Below are 15,987 nucleotides of genomic sequence, written 5' to 3'. Positions count from 1 at the left end.
TCCCCGGAGAGGTCTAAAGCTCAGGCCCCTGGACAGGACCTCAGCCGGGGCCACGGGTCGTGCGACCGGAGGCGCCCCGCGCCGGAGGTCGCACGACCCGACGACGCAGGCGACCGGAGCGACGCACGCACACGCCGCACAGGCACGACAGACCGCAACGGCATCGTGAGGATCGCCTGCGACGTGACGGGGGTTCCAGGGGGCCGCCCCCCTGGGCTAACTCAGCTTCCAGTCGACCGGTTGGGCGCCCTGCTGTTCCAGGAGCTGGTTGGCGCGGCTGAAGGGGCGGGAGCCGAAGAAGCCGCTGTCGGCGGAGTACGGGCTCGGGTGCGGCGACTCGATGCACGGGACGCCGCCGAGGAGCGGCTTGAGGTTGCGGGCGTCGCGGCCCCACAGGATGGCGACGAGCGGGCGGCCGCGGGCCGCGAGGGCGCGGATGGCCTGCTCGGTGACCTCTTCCCAGCCCTTGCCGCGGTGCGAGCCCGGCTTGCCGGGCATGACGGTCAGCGACCTGTTGAGCAGGCAGACGCCCTGTTCCGTCCACGGGCTGAGGTCGCCGTTGGACGGTTCGGGGTGCCCCAGGTCGCTGCAGTACTCGCGGAAGATGTTGATCAGGCTGGCGGGCAGCGGGCGGACGTTCGGCGCGACGGAGAAGCTGAGCCCGACCGGGTGCCCCGGGGTCGGGTACGGGTCCTGGCCCATGATCAGGACGCGGACGTCGTCGAACGGCTGCGTGAACGCGCGCAGGATGTGGTTTCCGGCGGGGAGGTAGCGGCGCCCGGCGGCGACCTCGGCGCGCAGCCAGTCGCCGGCGGCGGCGATCGTTCCGGCCACGGGCTCCAGCGCGGTCGCCCAGCCGGCTTCGACGATCTCCGTGAGTGGTCGTGCCGTCATGGGGCACAACCCTATTGCGATGATCATGCGGCCGCCCCGCGAACGCCGACTCGGGCGCCCATGTGAACCGTGCGAAACGTCCTGTTAAGTCCGGGTTACTTCTGCCGGATCGCGTTGACCTGCGGTCTTTCGGCGGCATCTCCTAGAGGGCACGCAGGCGCACATCGAGGGGACGGACGAGTGAGCATGAGCCAGCTGACCACCGTGGACGCCGCATTCCTGAACGCGGAGACCGGCACCACCCAGGCGCACATCGCCGGGCTGGGCATCGTCGACGCCACCGCGTGCCCGGGCGGACGGCTCACGGTGCCGCTCGTCGCCGGGCTCGTCCGCGACCGCGCGCATCTCGCGGCCCGGCCGCTGCGGCGGCGGCTCGTCCAGGTGCCGTTCGGCCTCGACCACCCCTACTGGGAGGACGACCCCGACTTCGACCCCGTCCGGCACATCTTCGAGATCGGGCTCCCGGCGCCCGGCACCGACCGGCAGCTCGCCGACGTCGTCGCGATGCTGCACGAGCAGCCGCTCGACCGGTCCCGCCCGCTCTGGGAGATGTTCCTGATCCAGGGTCTCGCGGGCGGCCTGACCGCCGTCTACGTGAAGGTGCACCACGCCGCCGTCGACGGCGTCCTGGCCGCCGAGACGCTCGCCGCGCTGCTGGACCTGTCACCCGAGCCGCGCGAGCTGCCCGCCGACGAGTCCGAACCGGCCCGCGCGCCCGGCACGGCCGAGATGGTCGGCGCCGGGCTGCTGCGGACCGCGCTGCATCCGGTCCGGACGGCCGTGTCCGTCGCCCGCACCGCCCCGTACCTGGACGAGATCCCCGGTGTCTCGGCGATCCCGGGCATCGGGATGATGTCGTCGTTCGTGCAGGGCGCGCTGCGCCGCCCGGAGGTGCCGCGGGGGCCGCGGATGACCGCCCCGCCGACCCCGTTCAACCAGCCGATCGGCCGCCGCCGCGCCGTGGCCTGCGGCGAGCTCCCGCTGGACGCGATCAAGGAGATCAGGCGGGGCCTCGGTGGCAGCGTCAACGACGTGATCATGGCGCTGTGCGCGACCGCGCTGCGGCAGTGGCTCGACAAGCGCGGCGACCTGCCGGACCGCCCGCTCGTCGCGGCCGTCCCGGTGTCCCTGCGGCGGGGCGCCGCGGCCCGCACCCGGGCCGGGAACCATATCTCGATGATGGCGGCGCCGCTGGCGACCCACATCCCGGACCCGGCCGAGCGGTACCTCACCGTCCGGCGCGCGATGGACACGGCCAAGCGGCGGTTCACCGGCTCGTCCGGCAGCTGGGTGCAGGAGCTCAGCGGCCTGGTGCCCGCCCCCATCGCGGGCGCCGCCACTCGCCTCGCCCTCCAGGCCGCGCCGACGATGTCGCTGCGCCCCATCAACCTGATCATCTCGAACGTGCCGGGCCCGCAGTTCCCGCTGTACCTGTGCGGGGCGCGGGTGCTGGCCTACTACCCGATCTCCGTGATCACCGACGTGACCGGCGGTCTCAACATCACCGTCTTCTCCTACGACGGCAGGGTGAACGTCGGCATCGTCGCCTGCCGTACGCTCGTCCCGGACCCGTCCGAGATCGTCGACCACCTGGTGGACGCCCTGGACGAGCTGAGGGACCTCAGCCGGGAGTGATCCCGAGGGCCGCCCGGTGCCGCCACGCGAGCCGCAGCACCGCGGCCCCGGCCGGTTGCATCGGCTGGGGGACGGATCCGTCGAACGGGGCCGTCGACACCTCGCCCTCGTCGTTGACGGCGACCAGCCCGCCGAAGAACTGCTCGAACGCCTCGTCGTCGATGACGACCACCGTCAGGAGGTCGAGCGCGAAGGTAAGCGGATCCACGCCGAGGCCAAGGAAATGCGCGCGCAGCCGCCCTCGCTCGCGGGCGGACGTCAATGCCCGGTGGAAGGGCCACTCGCTCTGGACGAAGCCCTCGCCGTAGTCCTCGCCCATTCCGAGCAGCTCCTCCGCGTATTCGCGGACCATGCAGGCCCACAGGTCGGGCCGCTCGTCGTCCAGGGGCTGGAAGAGCCCGACCGGCATCACCTGGTGGAGCCCGCCCGCGTGCGCGACCTTGGCGGGGTCTCGCCAGTGCAGGACGTACGAACCGGAGGTGGTGACGGTCGCCGTCGTGATCGCGGGAAGGACCGTCCGGCGGGCCAGGTCGCAGGGGTCGCCGACACGAGTGCGCAGAGGCAGCCCCTCCACTCCGGCCGCCAGTTCGTGAGCGACGGCTTCACCCACGTTCACGCCATCGAAATACCGTGCCGGGCCGAGCCGCAGCGAAGGGGGCCGGGCGGCCAGGAGGCGATAGCTCGGCCGATCCTCGAAGATCCTCGGCGGCGCGAGGGCGGCCATCGCCTCGGCATACGTGCGGTAGCCGTCCGGAAGCCCGTCGCAGGGATCGGCAGTGGCCGGCGGAATACCGCGCGCGTCCCATTCCAGCCGGACGTTCTCCAGCGGTATCGGGACGTCTGGGATCCATTCCTCGCGGCACAGCAAATCCGTGCCCGCGACACGTGGAACGTCCGGATACAGCGCGCCGGCCGTCTCGCCGAGCGGCCCGCGCGAGGCGTTCAGCCTTGCCCGCTCGTCGCGCCACCGCCGCTCGCCGGGTCCCATGACGACCACCCTAGAGGGCCTCGCATTTGACAAACGGCTTTGCCGATCCTGCAATGAACGCATGGAGACGACCGAGGACGTCCTCGCCGGGGTCGGGCCCAGGCTCCGGCGGCTGCGGCAGGAACGCGACGTCACGCTGACCGCGCTCGCCGAGATCACCGGCATCTCGGTGAGCACGCTGTCGCGGCTGGAGTCCGGCAAGCGGAGGCCGAGCCTGGAGCTGCTGCTCCCGCTCGCGCAGGCCCACGGCGTCCCGCTGGACGAGCTGGTCGGCGCCCCGGACATCGGCGACCCGCGGATCAGGCCCCGCCCGCAGCGCATGCGGGACATGACCGTGCTGCCGCTGACCCGGCGCCCCGGCGGCGTCCAGGCGTTCAAGATGATCGTCCCGGAGCGCCGCTGGACGCCCGACCCGCAGACGCACGAGGGCTACGACTGGCTGTACGTCCTGAACGGGCGGCTCCGGCTCCTCCTCGGCGACCGGGAGCTGATCCTGGAGCCCGGCGAGGCCGCCGAGTTCGACACCCGGGTGCCGCACTGGTTCAGCGGATACGGCGGGACGGTCGAGGTGCTCAGCCTGTTCGGCCCGCAGGGCGAGCGCATGCACCTGCGTGCCAGACCCAAGCGGTCCTAGCGCAGCTCCAGGGTGCAGCACTTGGGGCCGCCGCCCGCTTTCCGCAGCTCCGACAGGTCGACCGGTACCGGGTTGTACCCCTGGGCCCGAAGCGTCTCGATCAGCTCGACGGCCTCGGCGTTGATGACGACGTTGCGGCCGTCGCACACGGCGTTGAGGCCGAGCACCGCCGCGTCCCGCTCGCCCGCCAGGATCGCGTCCGGGAACAGCCTTTCCAGCACCGCGCGGCTGCCGGGCGAGAACGCCCCAGGGAAATACGCCACGTTCCCACCACCGAGCGGGAACAGCGCCGTGTCGAGGTGGTAGAAGCGCGGGTCGACGAGCCGGAGCGTCACCACGGGCCGTCCGAGGAATTCCTGTGCCTCCTGATGCGCGGCGATTTCCGTCCGGAACCCGGTGCCCGCCAGGATCACGTGGTCGAGCGTGAGGAAATCGCCCTCGCCCTCATTCGTGTGCTGCGCGTCCAGCACTTCCGAGTACCCGTTCTTCCGCAGCCACCCGGAATACGCGGGCCCCTCGGCGTGCCGCTCCGGATGCGTGAACCGCGCGCCGTAGACGCGTCCGCCGACGACCAGGGCGCCGTTCGCCGCGAACACCATGTCGGGCAGTCCCTCGATCGGATCGATGAGGCTCACCTCGTGCCCGAGCGCGAGATAGGCGGCCCGCAGCGCCTCCCACTGCTCCACCGCTTTCCCGGCGTCGGCGCCCGCCGCCGGGTCCATCCACGGATTGATCGCATAGGTGACGGCGAAATGCTCGGGACGGCACATCAGATACCGCCGCCGCGACGCCGTCCGCTCCGCACCGACACCGGGCGCCATCGCCGGCAGGACGCTCATGCACATCTCCAGGGGGACGAGGTTCGACGATCGAAAGCCTAGGAACCAGCCGCTCGCGAACCAATGCGCGAACCTTGCTCTCATCTGGCATTTCGTTGCGTGTTCCGCCCTCGGCCGGCCCATTCGTTGCGCGGCTCTCGCCGCCGACCGGCCCGATCATCCGGGGGTACCGTAGAGCCCGACCCCTACTCCCGCCCGAGGGAGGGTCGGCGATGACTTCTTGGGACGAGCTGAGCCCGAAGCTTGCGGCCAATCCACAGCAATACAAGGCTGGGCCGCTGATCGTCGCCGCCATGGCGGTCAGTACGGCGGGCGTCGCGTTCATCGTCATCAGCCTGGGGCTGCTGTTCGGAATCACCGAGATTCCGGCCGGCTTTGCGGACGGGTCTGATAAATGGCGCCTGGCCGTCGACCTGTTATGCCTGTACGTGTTGTGGTCCATGGTCAGGCACGGGAACAACTGGTTCGGCCTGTCGCGGCGGATGGGCTATCTCCATTGGTTCGGCGGCGGGATCGCCGCTCTCGCCGTGGCCCGCGACGTCGCGATGATCGTCATGGACCCCGAGATGACCGTCGTGGTCAGGAAAGACCTGCCGGCGCTGGCCGTCATCCTCGGGTTTTTCCTCGGTGCGCATGGCCGTCCTGTTCGCGGCTTGGCCCGCGCTGCGGCGGCTGGGTTACCCGCCGCGCGGCATCCTGCGCCGGGCGCCGGACGCCGGCTGGGGAGGACGTGCCTAGCCGAGGAGGGTGGTCAGCTGGAGGCGGAGGGCTAGGCGGGTCTGAGGTGATGCCAGGTCGAGGGGGGTCACCTCGGTCATTCGCTTCAGGCGGTGGCGGAGGGTGTTTGGGTGGACGTCCAGGGCGTGTGCCGTGCCCTTCGTGTCGCCGTAGTGGTCTAGCCAGGCGGCGAGGGTTGGTAGGAACGCCGTTCCGTGGGTCTCGTCGTGGGCCTTGAGAGTGGGGAGAGGGCCGCCTAGAAGGGTGGCCCCGGTGGCCTTTCGGGCTCGGTCGACTACTACCGCGTCCCAGGTGTCGTCCAGGAGGTGGAGGCCGGGGGAGAGGTGGCCGGACGTTACGAGGGCGGCTAGTTCGGTGGCCTCCGCGCGGGAGCGGGGGAGGTCGGCGGGGGTGTGCGCGAGGCCGCCTGCGGCGGCGTACAGGGCCGGGTCGTGGGTGCGGACGCGGGTCAGGACGTGGTCCAGCCACGGCATCGTTCCGGCGTCGCGGGCGGGGGCGGCCGGAGCGGCGAGGACGGCGTACAGGGTGTCGTCCAGGTCGGTCAGGAGGGGGCGGTGCCAGCCGAAGCGGTGGGTGATCGCCTCCCACAGGTCGAGGCGGCGGCGCAGGTCGCCGGTCTCGCCGCCCAGGGCCACGACGCGCCAGGGCGGCGGTGCCGGGATGGGGGCCGTGCCGTCGCGCAGGGCGGCGCGGAGCTGGTCGGCCGAGGCGCGGCGGGCCACGCCGGTTTCGGCGCGGAGGCGCAGCAGGTGCAGGGCCACGACGGACGCCAGGTCGGTGAGGCGTTCGACGCGGTCAGCGGGGATCGGCGTCCTGGCCACGACCCAGATCGAGCCCAGCCATTCGCCTCCGGCGCGGACCGGGATGACCAGGCGGGGCAGCATTCCGTCCGGGCCTGCCGGGACCAGGACGGGGTCGCTGGAGCGGGCCAGCTTGCGGAACACGCCGCAGGCGCGGAGGTGGGCGATGACCTGTGGCGGGACGCGGCGGCCCACGATCGTGGAGACGCGGGCCGGGTCCGTGCTGTCCTGGAGGCCCGAATAGGCGAGGACGCGGGAGCGGGCGTCCTCCAGCGTGACCGGGGCGTCCGCGATCTCGGCGGCGGCGTCGGCCAGGGCGAACAGGTCGTCGCCGGACTCGCCCGGAGGGGCGTGGGCGTGGTCGATGGCCGCGCGGACCAGCCAGATCACGTGCGTCCAGGACGTCTCCGGCTGGAGCTCGATGAGCGCCGGGCCCAGCCGCTGGGCGGCGGCGACGACCTCGGGGGCTAGCGGTGCCTTCAGGACGACCCCGGACGCGTCCGCGGCGTCCGCGCGTTCGAGGAGCGCGATGGCGTCGGGGGCGGCGGTCGTCCCGGCGCCCAGGACGATCTCGCCCGGCCGTCCGGCGGCCTCGTCGGGGACGGCGAGGACCACGTCGTGCACCTGCGCGTCGCGCCCGGCCGTGACCAGCCGGAACAGGCCGGGGCCCAGCGAGTCGACGAAGTCCGTCACCGTGATCATTGTGCGTTTCACACTATGCGATCGCCTCGTGTTGGCCGAAGGGAACGGAGGCGCCGGGGCGGGATGGGTCCACCATCGAAGTGGCATCGTTGGAAGAGGAGGGGTGGTCATGGCTACCAGCGCCGGTCCGCGCCGCGTCGCCGTCGTCGGCGCGGGGATGGTCGGGCTGTCGACGGCGTGGTTCCTGCAGGAGCGCGGCGCCGACGTCACCGTGTTCGACCGGAAGGACGTGGCGGCCGGAGCGTCCTGGGGCAATGCGGGATGGCTGACCCCCGGTCTCGCGACCCCGCTGCCGGAGCCCGCCGTCCTGTCCTACGGGGTGCGCGCGGTGCTCAGCCCGTCGTCGCCCGTCTACGTCCCGCCGACCGCCAGCCTGCGGCTGCTCCGGTTCCTCACCGGGTTCGCGCGGAACAGCACCATGAGCCGGTGGCGGCGCTCCATGGAGTCGCTGGTGCCGATCAACGGCCGGGCGCTGCCGAGCTTCGACGCGCTGACCGCGGGCGGCGTCAAGGCCGAGACCAGCGACGCCGGATCCTTCCTCGCCGCCTACCGGACGGCCGAAGAGCGCCGCTTCCTGCTGGAGGAGGTCGAGCACATCCGCGCCGCCGGGCAGGACCTGGAGTTCGAGGTGCTCGACGGCGACGAGGCGCGGCGGCTGGAGCCCGCCCTGTCCGACGAGATCGGCGCGGCGATCCTGCTGCGCGGGCAGCGCTTCATCAACCCCGGACGGTTCGTGCACGCGCTCGCCGACTCCGTCATCGACCGCGGCGGCAAGATCGAGGCGGGGACGGCCGTCACCGACATCAGGGACGAGGCGGGTGGCGTCGTCGTGCACACCGCGGGGAGCGGCCCCGAGGTCTTCGACACGGTCGTGATCGCCAGCGGCGTGTGGCTCGGCGGGCTCGCCCGCAGGTTCGGCGTCCGCGCGCTCGTGCAGGCCGGGCGCGGCTACAGCTTCAGCGTGCCGATGGACCGCGTCCCGGACGGCCCGCTGTACTTCCCCGCCCAGAAGGTCGCGTGCACGCCGCTCGGCGACCGGCTCCGCGTCGCCGGGATGATGGAGTTCCGCGACCCCGAGGCGCCGCTCGACCAGCGCCGCATCAGGGCGATCGTCGAGGCCGCCCGCCCGCTGCTGCGCGGCGCCGACCTCGACGCCCGGCGGGACGAGTGGGTCGGGTCGCGCCCGTGCACCCGGGACGGCCTGCCGCTGATCGGTGCCACCCGGTCCCCGAACGTCTATGTCGGCGGCGGGCACGGGATGTGGGGCATCACCCTCGGCCCCGCCACCGGAAGCCTTCTCGCGGAGGAGATCACGACCGGGCGCCGTCCCGCGGAACTGGCCCCGTTCAACCCGCTTCGCTGACCGCGTACCCCCACGACCTGGGGGTTCTGGGCGGTTATGGCTGATTCGTCCGGACGGGGGCGTCGGCGCGCTACGGTCCTCTGGTGATCGCGTAGACCCCTCTGTGCGGGAGGACGTCATGACCAGCGAGGTGCGGACCGCCGCGTTCCAGGCGAGCGTTCCGCTGACCCGGGCGCAGAAAGTCCTGGCCGGGGTCGGCGGGCTGTTCTTCGCCGGGCTCGCGGGCCTGGGCGGGTACGGGTCGTTCGCCTCGGTGCGGGACGTGGCCGAGCCGTGGTTCGGGGACCAGGCGTGGATCGTCCCCGCCGGGGTCGACCTCGGCATCCTCGCGCTGGTGTCGGTGGCGCTGCTGCTGGAGTGGCTCGCCATGCCGATGCCCGCGCTGCGCTGGATGGCCATGGCGTTCACCGGCGCGACCGTCTGGCTGAACGTGTCCGCCGCGCACGGCGACGCGACCGGCATGGTGATGCACGCCGCGATGCCGGTGCTGTTCGTGACGTTCATCGAGGCCGTCCGGCACGCGATCCGGCGCCGCGCGGGGATCGCCGCCGGGACCGTCCGAGAGGGCATCCCGGTCACGCGGTGGCTGCTGGCGCCGTTCTCCACGTTCCGGCTGTGGCGCCGCATGGTGCTGTGGCAGATGACGTCGTACCCGCAGGCGCTGGTGGCCGAGCAGCGCCGCCGCCACGCCCTGGCCCTGCTGGACGCGCACTACGGCCGCAAATGGAAGTCCAAGGCCCCCGCCGACATCACCTGGATGCTGCGCGACGGCGTCATGCTCGACCAGGCCCTCACCCGCGTCACCGACCTCACCGCGCCCGAACCCCCGGCACCGGAGCCGCCCCCGGAGCCCGCGCCGCCTCCGAAGAAGGCGGCCCCGCGCAAGCGGCCCGCGCGGCCGCGGGTCCCGCAGCAGCGGGTCCCGCGCAGCGTCGCGACCGACAACGAGGCCCGCGCGCTCGCCATCCTCGACGCCGAACCCGACATCACCGGCGCCGAGCTGGGGCGGCGGCTGGACATCAGCGCGCGCCAGGGGCAGCGGCTGCTGAGCCGGCTGGCCCGTCCGGCGCCGTCCTCGTCCACCCCGGCGTCCTGACGGTCACGTTTTCCTCCCCCGCTTCGTCAATGCGGAGACGGAAGGAGAGAAACATGGCCAAGCACGACATGACCATTGCAAGTCGGGTTGTCTCCACGCATGAGCCCCTGCTGCCTGCCGCTTTGCTGAGCGTTCGGCACCCCGTAGGGGCGTCTGAGGGCGCATCATGGGGCTATGGCTACAGCACCGAACCTCGGCGAGCGGCTTCAATCAGTCAGGAAGCGTCGGGGCTTCACACAGCGGACTCTTGCCGACGCGTCAGGGGTGTCCCTGTCGTTGATCCGGAAACTTGAGCAAGGCGAACGCGACGACACCCGCCTTGAGACGCTCCGCAAGCTTGCGAGAGCCTTGGAGGTGTCCACCTCGGATCTCATCGTGCGGCCCGAACCGGATGATGCCCCGTCCGACGAGTGGGCCCCAGTGAAAGAGGCTCTCCTTAAGCGGAACGGGCAGCCTGACGAGCCCCCCACGTTGGGCGGTGTGACGGGGGCTGTTGCTGCCGCTGAGCCGCTTTTCACTGAGAACCGGTACACCGAACTTGGTGCGGTCCTCCCGACGCTTCTCCGGGACGCTCACGCGCTCGGACGGCAGGGACGACAGGTCAGGTCCCGCGCCTTGCACCTGGCGGGGCTGCTGCTGATCTCAACACGGCAGTTCGATGCGGCAGAGATTGCGCTCCGTAAGGCGTTGGACGATGCCCCCGGACGGCTCGAAGAAGCCGCAATTATCAACAGCCGTTGTTGGCTTCTCATGCGGCGGGGTGACCTTGCCGGGACGTTGAATCTCGCTGCCGATTGGGCCGACGATATTGAACCGCGCATTTCTCGTGCGACGCCCGAAGAACTTGCGACATGGGGTGGTCTGCTGCTACGCGTTTCAACCGCTGCATCACGCAATAACGAATCCGGAGAGTCGGAAGATGCTCTGAGGTATGCGCAGGCAGCAGCGGTGACGCTCACGAAGGAATGGGCCCCGCCGTCTGATCCGTTGCGGACGTTCGGCCCGATCACTGTCGCTACACGTCGCGCGGAAAACTACATGATCGAAGAACGGCCGGACAGGGTAATCGCGCTTTCGGCAAAGATACCTAAGACGGGGTTCCGGGCGCGTGCGTCTAGCCGCAACCGGCATCGCCTCGATGTCGCTAAGGCGAATGTCCAGCTAAAGCAATACACGGATGCTTTCGAGATCCTTCAAGAGGTTCGGGCTATCTCGCCTGAATGGATCGTAAATCAGCGCATGGCGAGGGACATTCTTGGAAAGATCGTCGGGAAGCGGCGCACCCTCTCGCCGGAGATGCGCGATCTCGCCGATTTCATCCGACTGGACTACTGACCTGCACTGATAACGCCTTGTGGCACTTCGGGGTTGGAAGCTCGGAGAGTGCCAATGACTGCCCCCTGTCGCGAGCGTAGTTTCTGAGCTATGGAACCGCCAACCCCGCAAGCAAGGGCCCGGGAACTACACAATCGGCACCGGGGCCGCTGGCTGGTTATGTGGTCGGGATTCCATGCGCAATTCCTCGCATTCCCCACCTGGATCGGTGGGGGTGGCTGCATGCTCAAAGCACCGTCCGGCCCGGAGCTCGAACGCCTGATGGCGCAAGTCGAGCAGCAATCAGGAGTCCGAAGATGAGCCCCTCCGGGCGAACGGTGATGTAGCTGTGCCCGTGGATTCCCGTTCGCCCGGAGCGCAAAAACACTTTGGGAATCCCGACCCTGGAGAAAAGGTAGGTCAGCCAATCTCCGGGGCCGCTCCATGTCCGAAAAAGAATTCTAGGCTGCAAAGGGGCCCGCTAGTGATCTTGAATGGTTGGGACTTCGGCCCCGATCAGATCATGTTGACCGCTGAAGTCGGCGTCATGTTTAAGGTCAATTCCGAGTCAGTGGCCAACTGGGCAGCCAGCGGAGACCTTGACTTTATCCGGACGCCGGGCGGAACGCTGCGGTTCAGCCGCCAGCAGGTCGAGCACCTTATGCAGAGGGATGCCGGGGGCGATTACCACAAGTGGGACTTCGGTCCTAACCAGCTCATGGTCACGTCCGAGGTCGCCGCCGTCTTCAAGGTGGACCTGACGACAGTGCTTGAGTGGGCCTATAAAGGGGAACTCGCCTTTATCCGCACCCCCGGTGGTCATCGGAGATTCAGCCGTCAGCAGGTTGAACAAATCATTTGGGGACAGGGCCCCCGCTCAAAGTGGGATTTCAGTCCTGAGCAACTCATGCTCCCGTCCGAGGCAGGAGCCGTGTTCAGGGTGGGGTGTAAAACCCTGTGGCTTTGGACTAAGCAAGGCCGACTCGACTCTATCCGTACGATCGGCGGAGAGCGGCGCTACAGCCGCCATCAGGTCGAGCACATCATGGGTAATGGCCTGAACAGGCGACGCAATCCCCGCTAGACATCATGCAGAGTCCCGAGGTAAAGCCCCTGCGCTGGGGCTGGATCGCTGTCCTCCACTTTGAGAGCGGCGGGGGGTGGATGAAGTCCACGGAAGCGGCACGAAGAAGTGGAGTCTCCACAACCAAACTTAGGCGCTGGGCTGAAAAGGGAGTCATCAGTGTCATCCATGTTCCGGGCCGTCCCCGCAACTACTACATCGCCGAACTTGATTTCCTCGCAGAGTGGGAGGTAGCGAGACGGAAACTGGGAATGGGACCCCTGGACCTGCCCGCGTTGACCGGCTACATCCAGTTAACGCTAGAAAGCTGATCCCATTCCGAGAGACTGTCGTGCAATCACTCCGGCACCCTGCCTGTAGGGCATTCGCCTATTCGCCTTCCTGGAGCGGGACGATACCGATTAGGTATTCCGGTGTCTCGGGCCCGGCACCGATGAGGATGCTGTAGACCTGAAATGCCAGATCAAACAGCAAAGCTCGTTCGTGCTTGAGGCGGAACGTGTTGGGAGCCACCCCGTAAAGGCGTGCCGCATCCTGCCTGCGGCTCTCTAGCGTTTGCAGCGCCCTTGCCTCGCTCTCCAAAGCCAGGCAGATACGGAGCGCCTTACAGTCCGGGGGGTGCAAAAGCGAGATCGCGAATTCGATCAGGTTTTCCGTGTGGACGGCTCGCAGGGCATAGCTGACGTCCGTTTGGGCACCGGGCAAGAGTAGGTCAATGAGGCCTCGGCCGTGTATGTAGAGGCGATTTCTGCGTGCGCCGTAGTGGAGCGCGTCGCGTCGTAGTGCCTCGTAGACTTCTTCCGGTTGTGCCGCCACTTCCCGCAGGCCCTTCCGTTGCTCCCCGTGACTGGTGCGATCCTTGAGCATTCCGATTCTGCGTTCTGGGGACGTTCTCAAGGGGCGATACGGCTACCCGTCCGGTCGCGAGGTGCCGACTTTGAAGATCACTCACGCGCCATGCTCCGGCGCGCGGACCCCCTGAGATACACGGCACCCCTCTCTGACCTGGGCAAACTTGCCTACCGGACAGCTGCGGGGTGTGCTCGAAGGCCACGTTCGAGCAGGTGTCCACAATACGTCACCTTTGCCGCTTCTGTCACCGTGGTTGCTGGAGCATGTCAAAAGGCGGTCTGACCTGCGGAAACGATGGTCTCTTAGCAGGTTCATAGCAGGTTCGCAGCACATTCCGGGCAGCCATATCACAAAGGCCCAGCGACCCGAAATCAGAAGATTTGCTACTAGATAGCGAAACGAACGGTTGATATCCGTCACTGATCGCGACGACGCTTAATGCGCTCATATTCGCATCCGTGAAAGGACCCCGGTCGTGGCCGTCTATTACCGCCGCTCCATCTGGACCAGGATTCTCGCCGTTCTGATCACCATTCCCGTTATCGCGTACCTGGCAAATCTCACGTACCGGTGGCTGGTGCCTTTCCTGCCGCTGGTCGGCGCGGCAATCCTCCTCATCATATTCGTAGGCCTTTTTCTTCGGCGTCGCCGCTACTGACGATTCCGAGGAGACCAAAGTCATGCAATGGGAACCCGCGATTGAGCTTCTCGCATTCTTCCTGGTCGGCTTCCTCGGCGTCGCCGCGTTCCGGGCTTGGGAGGCTCGCAGATGGCGCGCAGACCTAATGGCATTGCGCCTCCGCCTGCCAACGCGTATCGACCTAGATGACGTTTCCAGAATGCTCGCCATTCTGGCTGGCTCAACCCGACATTCGCCGGTCACGTTTGAGGTTGTCGGCACCACGCGAGGAATCCGGCATTACGTTCTGGTGCCGTCCGTCCTCGCCGCACGAGTCGTCACCACGCTCACCGCGACCATTCCCGGTATCCGGATCGAAGAAGACCCGGAATACCTGGGCAGCCGTCCCGCAATTCGCCTCGCGCGGGAATTGCGGTGCACGCGTGCATGGCGTCCGCTGGCGGCCGATCGCGGTCCGTCCGCGATAGCCGGATACCTTTCCGTGCTGTATCCGCTCCAGTCTGCTGAAGTCGTGCGCATTCAATGGGTCTTTCGGACAACACGTCTTACCAGAATTGTCGAAAGAGACTTGCCGGCGCCTGTGGTACGGGGAATTACCGAAAAGCAGTCTGCGCCGCTCTTGGAAGCCTGCGGACGCGTCGCAGTTTCCGCTCCCTATAAACGGCGAGCCGGTCTAGTAATGTCCGGCGTCCTGGCGGGCTTGGCTGTACTCAACAATCCGGGCGTGTCACTCGTGCGCCGAGTTCTCCCGTCGGCTGTAGTCGCCGGGCGAGTTTATCCACGGGCCTTCCCTCTGGTCGGTCCCTGGCCGTGCCTGGTGAATTCTGTGGAGGCTGCGGCCCTGGTGGGAATACCGCCACAAGGCGTCACCATTCCCGGGCTGTCGACCGGTAGCGCGGCGCAGCTCCCCGCGCCACCTGACATGGCCCGTACGGGCCTGATTGTCGCGGAGTCCAACTATCCAGGGCAGCAGGGCCGACCCCTCACGCTCGCCACAGAGGACCGTCTGAGGCACGTCACAGTGCAGGGTCCCACGGGCGCAGGAAAAAGCGAACTGCTGGCAAATATGGCGCTCCAGGACATCCACGCGGGATACGGAGTGGTCGTCCTTGACCCGAAATCGGACCTGGTGACCGACATCCTCGCACGCATTCCTGAGAAGCGGCTATCTGATGTCATCCTGATGGACCCCTCAGCCGTGAATAGACCGGCCGGTTTCAACCTGCTACAGACGGCTCACGACGAACTGTCCAGAGAGCTGGTCGTGGACCGCACCGTTCACATATTTGCGCAATTGTGGCGGTCCTCGTGGGGCCCCAGGACAGCCGACGTACTAAGGAATTCGCTGCTGTCCCTGGTTTCCTCCCGAGGTGCCGACGGGCAACCGCTGACTCTGGTCGAACTGCCGGAAATTCTCCTGAACGCTGACTTTCGGAGGATGGTTCTCAAGAAGGCTAACGTCCCCCCTGCGGTCTCGCAATTCTGGAGCGTCTACGACCGCATGAGCGAGGCTGAACAACTGCAAGTCACAGGGCCCACGCTCAACAAGCTCCGAGCCCTCACGGTGCGGGCTCCGCTGCGGCTTATGCTCGGCCAAAGCAAGGGTATTGACCTGGGGTCAGTATTCAGGGACGGGAAAATCCTACTCGTCCCCCTCTCCAAAGGCGTTGTCGGCCCAGAGGCCGCGCAGCTTCTGGGTTCATTGGTCGTCGCGTCTTTGTGGCAAGAATGCCTGAATCGTACGACCGTGCCGAAGCACGCACGAAAGCCGGTCTTCGGCTACCTGGACGAATTCCCTGACATACTACGCCTCGCTGCCGCTCGCGAGTTGCCTGACATTCTCGCGCAGGCGCGCGGACTCGGCTGGGGCCTCACCCTCGCATATCAGTATCTGGATCAATTGCCGCCCGAGGTCGCGTCGGGCGTATTGGGGACCGTCCGAACCCAAATCGTATTTCAGCTGGAGTACTCCGACGCGCACACAATGGCCCGCAGGTTCGCCCCATTGGAGCGAGCCGACCTAGCAAATCTCAACACTTTCGAGCTGGCAATGCGGCCTTGTATCGGCGGTTCCACACGCGCACCAGTAACCGGCTCAACGTCCCTCATGCCGGGCGCGCTGCACGATCCGGAAATGGTCCGGCTCTACTCACTCACGCGTCACGGAACCGAACGGCTCGCCGTTGACCAGGCTCGTGCACGACGTATCGAGACTGCTTCGCAAATCAACCCGTCCGCCAATAGCTGGGAATCCCAAGAGGAGGAATAATGACCAGCTTCGCCATTCCTAGCCCCCTTCCATCCGGCCTGCGCGTCCGCATTCGCGTCCGCCTTCACTCGCGCGAAAGCCGCCCGGGCCTGTTCGCCCAGGTCGGCCCCCCGCAGAAGCCCAACCGGCAGCCTAAATT

The 15,987-nt window shown here is 68.0% G+C and carries 14 protein-coding genes; 9 read left to right on the top strand and 5 right to left on the bottom strand.

What is annotated here, in order from left to right; translation table 11 throughout:
• Window positions 1-216: 216 nt before the first annotated feature.
• The gene (locus E1264_RS27625; RefSeq protein ID WP_132178366.1) at window positions 217-894 is read right to left on the bottom strand and encodes a uracil-DNA glycosylase; all 678 of its coding nucleotides are present in this window, start codon (window positions 892-894) and stop codon (window positions 217-219) included.
• A gap of 186 nt (window positions 895-1,080) precedes the next feature.
• Here E1264_RS27625 and E1264_RS27620 point away from each other — a divergent pair, with 186 nt between their 5' ends.
• A complete protein-coding gene (locus tag E1264_RS27620) occupies window positions 1,081-2,529 on the top strand; it encodes a wax ester/triacylglycerol synthase family O-acyltransferase (protein ID WP_132178365.1) in 1,449 nt (482 codons plus the stop codon).
• Here the strand turns inward: E1264_RS27620 and E1264_RS27615 are convergent.
• The gene (locus E1264_RS27615; RefSeq protein WP_132178364.1) at window positions 2,516-3,517 is read right to left on the bottom strand and encodes a transcriptional regulator; all 1,002 of its coding nucleotides are present in this window, start codon (window positions 3,515-3,517) and stop codon (window positions 2,516-2,518) included. The genes E1264_RS27620 and E1264_RS27615 overlap by 14 nt on opposite strands.
• A 61-nt stretch (window positions 3,518-3,578) precedes the next feature.
• Between E1264_RS27615 and E1264_RS27610 the strand changes: the two genes are divergently transcribed.
• Window positions 3,579-4,151, top strand: coding sequence for a helix-turn-helix domain-containing protein (locus E1264_RS27610; RefSeq protein WP_132178363.1), 573 nt, complete (start codon window positions 3,579-3,581; stop codon window positions 4,149-4,151).
• Here the strand turns inward: E1264_RS27610 and ddaH are convergent.
• A complete protein-coding gene (gene ddaH / locus E1264_RS27605; RefSeq protein ID WP_243711209.1) occupies window positions 4,148-4,990 on the bottom strand; it encodes a dimethylargininase in 843 nt (280 codons plus the stop codon). The genes E1264_RS27610 and ddaH overlap by 4 nt on opposite strands.
• A gap of 212 nt (window positions 4,991-5,202) precedes the next feature.
• On the opposite strand from ddaH, the gene E1264_RS27600 reads away from it, so the two are divergent.
• On the top strand, window positions 5,203-5,763 hold the full coding sequence (locus E1264_RS27600; RefSeq protein ID WP_132178362.1) for a hypothetical protein: 561 nt from the start codon (window positions 5,203-5,205) through the stop codon (window positions 5,761-5,763).
• Here the strand turns inward: E1264_RS27600 and E1264_RS27595 are convergent.
• Window positions 5,725-7,221 carry a PucR family transcriptional regulator gene (locus E1264_RS27595; RefSeq protein ID WP_207936306.1) on the bottom strand — a complete coding sequence of 499 codons (1,497 nt, stop codon included), beginning with the start codon at window positions 7,219-7,221 and terminating at the stop codon, window positions 5,725-5,727. The genes E1264_RS27600 and E1264_RS27595 overlap by 39 nt on opposite strands.
• A gap of 118 nt (window positions 7,222-7,339) precedes the next feature.
• On the opposite strand from E1264_RS27595, the gene E1264_RS27590 reads away from it, so the two are divergent.
• The 4 genes from E1264_RS27590 (at window position 7,340) to E1264_RS46015 (ending at window position 12,087) form a co-directional block, all read left to right on the top strand.
• Entirely contained in the window at window positions 7,340-8,593 is a 1,254-nt protein-coding gene (locus E1264_RS27590; protein ID WP_132178360.1) for an FAD-dependent oxidoreductase, read from the top strand.
• Window positions 8,594-8,711: 118 nt separating this feature from the next.
• On the top strand, window positions 8,712-9,689 hold the full coding sequence (locus E1264_RS27585; RefSeq protein WP_132178359.1) for a DUF2637 domain-containing protein: 978 nt from the start codon (window positions 8,712-8,714) through the stop codon (window positions 9,687-9,689).
• A 174-nt stretch (window positions 9,690-9,863) separates the two neighbouring features.
• The gene (locus E1264_RS27580) at window positions 9,864-11,024 is read left to right on the top strand and encodes a helix-turn-helix transcriptional regulator (RefSeq protein WP_132178358.1); all 1,161 of its coding nucleotides are present in this window, start codon (window positions 9,864-9,866) and stop codon (window positions 11,022-11,024) included.
• Between the two features lie 463 nt (window positions 11,025-11,487).
• Window positions 11,488-12,087: a helix-turn-helix domain-containing protein gene (locus tag E1264_RS46015; RefSeq protein WP_279491503.1), complete on the top strand. Its 600-nt coding sequence runs from the start codon at window positions 11,488-11,490 to the stop codon at window positions 12,085-12,087.
• Window positions 12,088-12,456: 369 nt separating this feature from the next.
• Here the strand turns inward: E1264_RS46015 and E1264_RS27565 are convergent, their stop codons facing one another.
• Window positions 12,457-12,954, bottom strand: coding sequence for a hypothetical protein (locus E1264_RS27565; RefSeq protein WP_132178356.1), 498 nt, complete (start codon window positions 12,952-12,954; stop codon window positions 12,457-12,459).
• Between the two features lie 460 nt (window positions 12,955-13,414).
• Here E1264_RS27565 and E1264_RS27560 point away from each other — a divergent pair, with 460 nt between their 5' ends.
• Both E1264_RS27560 and E1264_RS27555 read left to right on the top strand, forming a co-directional pair.
• Window positions 13,415-13,597 carry a hypothetical protein gene (locus tag E1264_RS27560; RefSeq protein WP_132178355.1) on the top strand — a complete coding sequence of 61 codons (183 nt, stop codon included), beginning with the start codon at window positions 13,415-13,417 and terminating at the stop codon, window positions 13,595-13,597.
• A gap of 22 nt (window positions 13,598-13,619) precedes the next feature.
• Complete coding sequence (locus E1264_RS27555) at window positions 13,620-15,848, top strand: type IV secretory system conjugative DNA transfer family protein (RefSeq protein ID WP_132178354.1); 2,229 nt, start codon at window positions 13,620-13,622, stop codon at window positions 15,846-15,848.
• The last annotated feature ends 139 nt before the right edge of the window (window positions 15,849-15,987 follow it).

This window comes from Actinomadura sp. KC216, assembly GCF_004348535.1.
Taxonomy (GTDB): domain Bacteria; phylum Actinomycetota; class Actinomycetes; order Streptosporangiales; family Streptosporangiaceae; genus Spirillospora.
The sequence above is the reverse complement of the archived record's forward strand: the minus strand, read 5'-3'. Positions and strand labels throughout refer to the sequence as shown.

Coding starts and splice junctions, on each gene's coding strand:
- E1264_RS27610 (WP_132178363.1), top strand. CDS start 3,579: ATGGAGACGACCGAGGACGTCCTCGCCGGGGTCGGGCCCAGGCTCCGG.
- E1264_RS27620 (WP_132178365.1), top strand. CDS start 1,081: ATGAGCCAGCTGACCACCGTGGACGCCGCATTCCTGAACGCGGAGACC.
- E1264_RS27590 (WP_132178360.1), top strand. CDS start 7,340: ATGGCTACCAGCGCCGGTCCGCGCCGCGTCGCCGTCGTCGGCGCGGGG.
- E1264_RS27580 (WP_132178358.1), top strand. CDS start 9,864: ATGGCTACAGCACCGAACCTCGGCGAGCGGCTTCAATCAGTCAGGAAG.
- E1264_RS27600 (WP_132178362.1), top strand. CDS start 5,203: ATGACTTCTTGGGACGAGCTGAGCCCGAAGCTTGCGGCCAATCCACAG.
- E1264_RS27555 (WP_132178354.1), top strand. CDS start 13,620: ATGCAATGGGAACCCGCGATTGAGCTTCTCGCATTCTTCCTGGTCGGC.
- E1264_RS27565 (WP_132178356.1), bottom strand. CDS start 12,954: ATGCTCAAGGATCGCACCAGTCACGGGGAGCAACGGAAGGGCCTGCGG.
- E1264_RS27615 (WP_132178364.1), bottom strand. CDS start 3,517: ATGGGACCCGGCGAGCGGCGGTGGCGCGACGAGCGGGCAAGGCTGAAC.
- E1264_RS27585 (WP_132178359.1), top strand. CDS start 8,712: ATGACCAGCGAGGTGCGGACCGCCGCGTTCCAGGCGAGCGTTCCGCTG.
- E1264_RS27625 (WP_132178366.1), bottom strand. CDS start 894: ATGACGGCACGACCACTCACGGAGATCGTCGAAGCCGGCTGGGCGACC.
- ddaH (WP_243711209.1), bottom strand. CDS start 4,990: ATGAGCGTCCTGCCGGCGATGGCGCCCGGTGTCGGTGCGGAGCGGACG.